This window comes from Pseudomonas sp. NBRC 111127, from assembly GCF_001320345.1.
Taxonomy (GTDB): Bacteria; Pseudomonadota; Gammaproteobacteria; order Pseudomonadales; family Pseudomonadaceae; genus Aquipseudomonas; species Aquipseudomonas juntendi.
This window is the reverse complement of sequence record NZ_BCBD01000275.1, coordinates 1-2926: the sequence shown is the minus strand read 5'-3', so window position 1 is coordinate 2926 and position 2926 is coordinate 1. Positions and strand designations below refer to the sequence as shown.

General features: G+C 62.4%; 1 protein-coding gene and 1 pseudogene. One reads left to right on the top strand and one right to left on the bottom strand.

From position 1 onward, the window contains the following. On the bottom strand, positions 1–1293 hold a 1293-nt coding region (gene mltF / locus APH30_RS26685; protein WP_054914209.1), incomplete at its 3' end, for a membrane-bound lytic murein transglycosylase MltF. Positions 1294–1650: 357 nt separating this feature from the next. Between mltF and APH30_RS26680 the strand changes: the two are divergent. Further along, a pseudogene (locus tag APH30_RS26680) lies at positions 1651–2926 on the top strand (phosphoribosylformylglycinamidine synthase); the annotation flags it as partial.

Below are 2926 nucleotides of genomic sequence, written 5' to 3'. Positions count from 1 at the left end.
ATAGCCGTACTTGGTCTGCCGGTACCACTGTTTCTGCGACAGGCGCGGCAGCATCTTCTTCACGTCCAGCCACTTGTTCGGGTTGAGCTTTTCGCGCTTGGCCAGGGTACGGGCGTCTTCCAGGTGGCCGCTGCCGACGTTGTAGGCAGCCAGGGCGAACCAGGTGCGGTCGGGCTCCTTGATGCTGTCGTCGAGCTCTTCCTTGATTTTCATGAAGTACTTGGCGCCCCCCTGGATGCTCTGCCGCGGGTCCAGGCGGTTGGATACGCCCATCGCCTGGGCAGTGCGCTGGGTCAGCATCATCAGGCCGCGTACACCGGTCTTGGAGGTAACCTCCGGTTGCCACATCGATTCCTGGTAACCAATGGCGGCCAGTAGGCGCCAGTCCACCTGCTCGACCTTGGCGTAGCTCTTGAAGTGCTTCTCGTACTTGGGCAGGCGCTGCTGCAGATGCTGGGCGAAGGTGTAGGCGCCCACGTAGCCCAGAACATCGACATGGCCGTAGTAGCGGTCCTTCAAGCGCTGCAGGGTGCCGTTTTTCTGCGCCTTGTCGAGGAATTCATTGATTTCGTTGAGCAGGCTGTTGTCTTCACCGGCCGCGACTGCCCAGCGTTGATCACGGGTATCGCCCACGTCGAAGGCAACCCGCACGTTGGGGAAGTACACCTGGTTCATCGCCAGTTCGTTGGAGTCGACCAGGGTCAGGTCGATCTGGCCTTCGTCGACCATGCGCAGCAGGTCGACCACCTCGACCGCATCGGACTCTTCATACTCCAGGCCTGGGTTCTGCTTTTTCAGCTCGGCCAGAAGGTCGGCATGGCTGCTGCCCTTGAGCACCATGATTTTCTTGCCGACCAGGCCCTTGGCGTCGGTCGGGCGTGGGCGGCCGTTGCGATAGACCACCTGCGGGGTGACTTCCAGGTAGGGATGCGAGTATTTCACCTGGGCCTTGCGCCGTTCACTGCTGACCAGGCCGGCCGCGGCCAGCACCGGGCCGGCGGGCTTGCCGAGCGAATCGTACAGTTCGTCGAGGTTGTCGGCGGTTTCGATCTGCAGTTTTACGCCGAGATCATCGGCGAAATGCTGGACAAGTTCGTACTCGAAGCCGGTTTCGCCGTTGCGGTCCTGGAAGTAAGTGGCCGGGCTGTTGCGGGTGATCACGCGCAGCACGCCGTCCTCCTTCACGCGCTCGAGGGTGCTGGGTTTTTCAACGCAGGCACCGAGCAGCAGAAAGAGTCCGGTTGCGAGGAGCCATTTGGCGCAACGCTGGCGCAAAGCAGTGTGGGCGAACATAGCTTGCAGTATACGCAAAGGACCGGCGCAACCATATCTCGACAACTGTTAGGTTGTCTGGTAGCACATTCTGTGCAGTGCTGCGGCCTGATCCTCTGTAGGAGCGGCCTTGCGTCGCGATGGGCCGCGCAGCGGCCCCGGGGGTACTGGCGGCGGAGCTGGAAAACTGGGGCCGCTGTGCGGCCCATCGCGACGCAAGGCCGCTCCTACAGGGCGTGGAGAACAGGGGGATTTTTTTGACCCCAAAGTCCGGTTCCGCCGCCCGGCAGCCATGGCTTAGAGCGGGTGCCGAAAGCCAACGATTTAGGCTAGAATGCACGGCCTCTAAGCACACCCCTTCCTGAGGCTGTCCCGACGATGTTGATCCTGCGCGGCGCTCCTGCCCTTTCTGCCTTTCGCCACGGTAAATTACTCGAGCAACTGAGCCAGAAAGTCCCCGCTGTTACTGGTTTGTATGCCGAATTTGCCCACTTCGCCGATGTTGAAGGCGAACTGACCGCCGACCAGCAGCAGGTGCTGGGCCGTCTGCTCAAGTACGGCCCGAGCGTGCCGGTACAGGAGCCGAGCGGCCGCCTGTTCCTGGTCGTACCGCGCCTGGGCACCATCTCGCCATGGGCCAGCAAGGCCAGCGACATCGCTCACAACTGCGGCCTGCAGGCAATCCAGCGCCTGGAGCGTGGTATCGCCTACTACGTTGCCGGCAACCTGAGCGACGCTGACGCCGCCCTGATCGCCGCCGAACTGCACGACCGCATGACCCAGCGCGTGCTCGGCCAGTTGGAGCAGGCCGCTGACATGTTCAGCCACGCCCAGCCCAAGCCGATGACCTCTGTCGATATCCTCGGCGGCGGCCGCGACGCGCTGGCCAAGGCCAACATCGACCTCGGCCTGGCCCTGGCTGAAGACGAAATCGACTACCTGGTCAATGCCTTCCAGGGCCTCAAGCGCAACCCGAACGACATCGAACTGATGATGTTCGCCCAGGCCAACTCCGAGCACTGCCGCCACAAGATCTTCAACGCCAGTTGGGACATCGACGGCCAGGCGCAGGAAAAAAGCCTGTTCGGCATGATCAAGAACACCTACCAGATGCACAACGAAGGTGTGCTGTCTGCGTACAAGGACAACGCCTCGGTGATCGTCGGCAACGTTGCCGGGCGCTTCTTCCCGAACCCTGAAACCCGCCAGTACGGCGCGGTGCAGGAGCCGGTGCACATCCTCATGAAGGTGGAAACCCACAACCACCCGACCGCCATCGCCCCGTTCTCCGGTGCGTCCACCGGCTCGGGTGGCGAAATCCGTGACGAAGGTGCTACTGGCCGAGGCGCCAAGCCCAAGGCGGGCCTGACCGGCTTCACCGTGTCCAACCTGCGCATTCCGGGCTTCGAGCAGCCCTGGGAGCAGGCCTACGGCAAGCCAGAGCGCATCGTCGACGCCCTCGACATCATGATCGAAGGCCCATTGGGCGGTGCTGCTTTCAACAACGAATTCGGTCGCCCGGCGCTGACCGGCTACTTCCGTACCTTCGAGCAGGCCATCAACACCCCGCACGGTGAAGAAGTACGCGGTTACCACAAGCCGATCATGCTCGCAGGCGGCATGGGCAACATCCGTGAAGACCACGTGCAGAAGG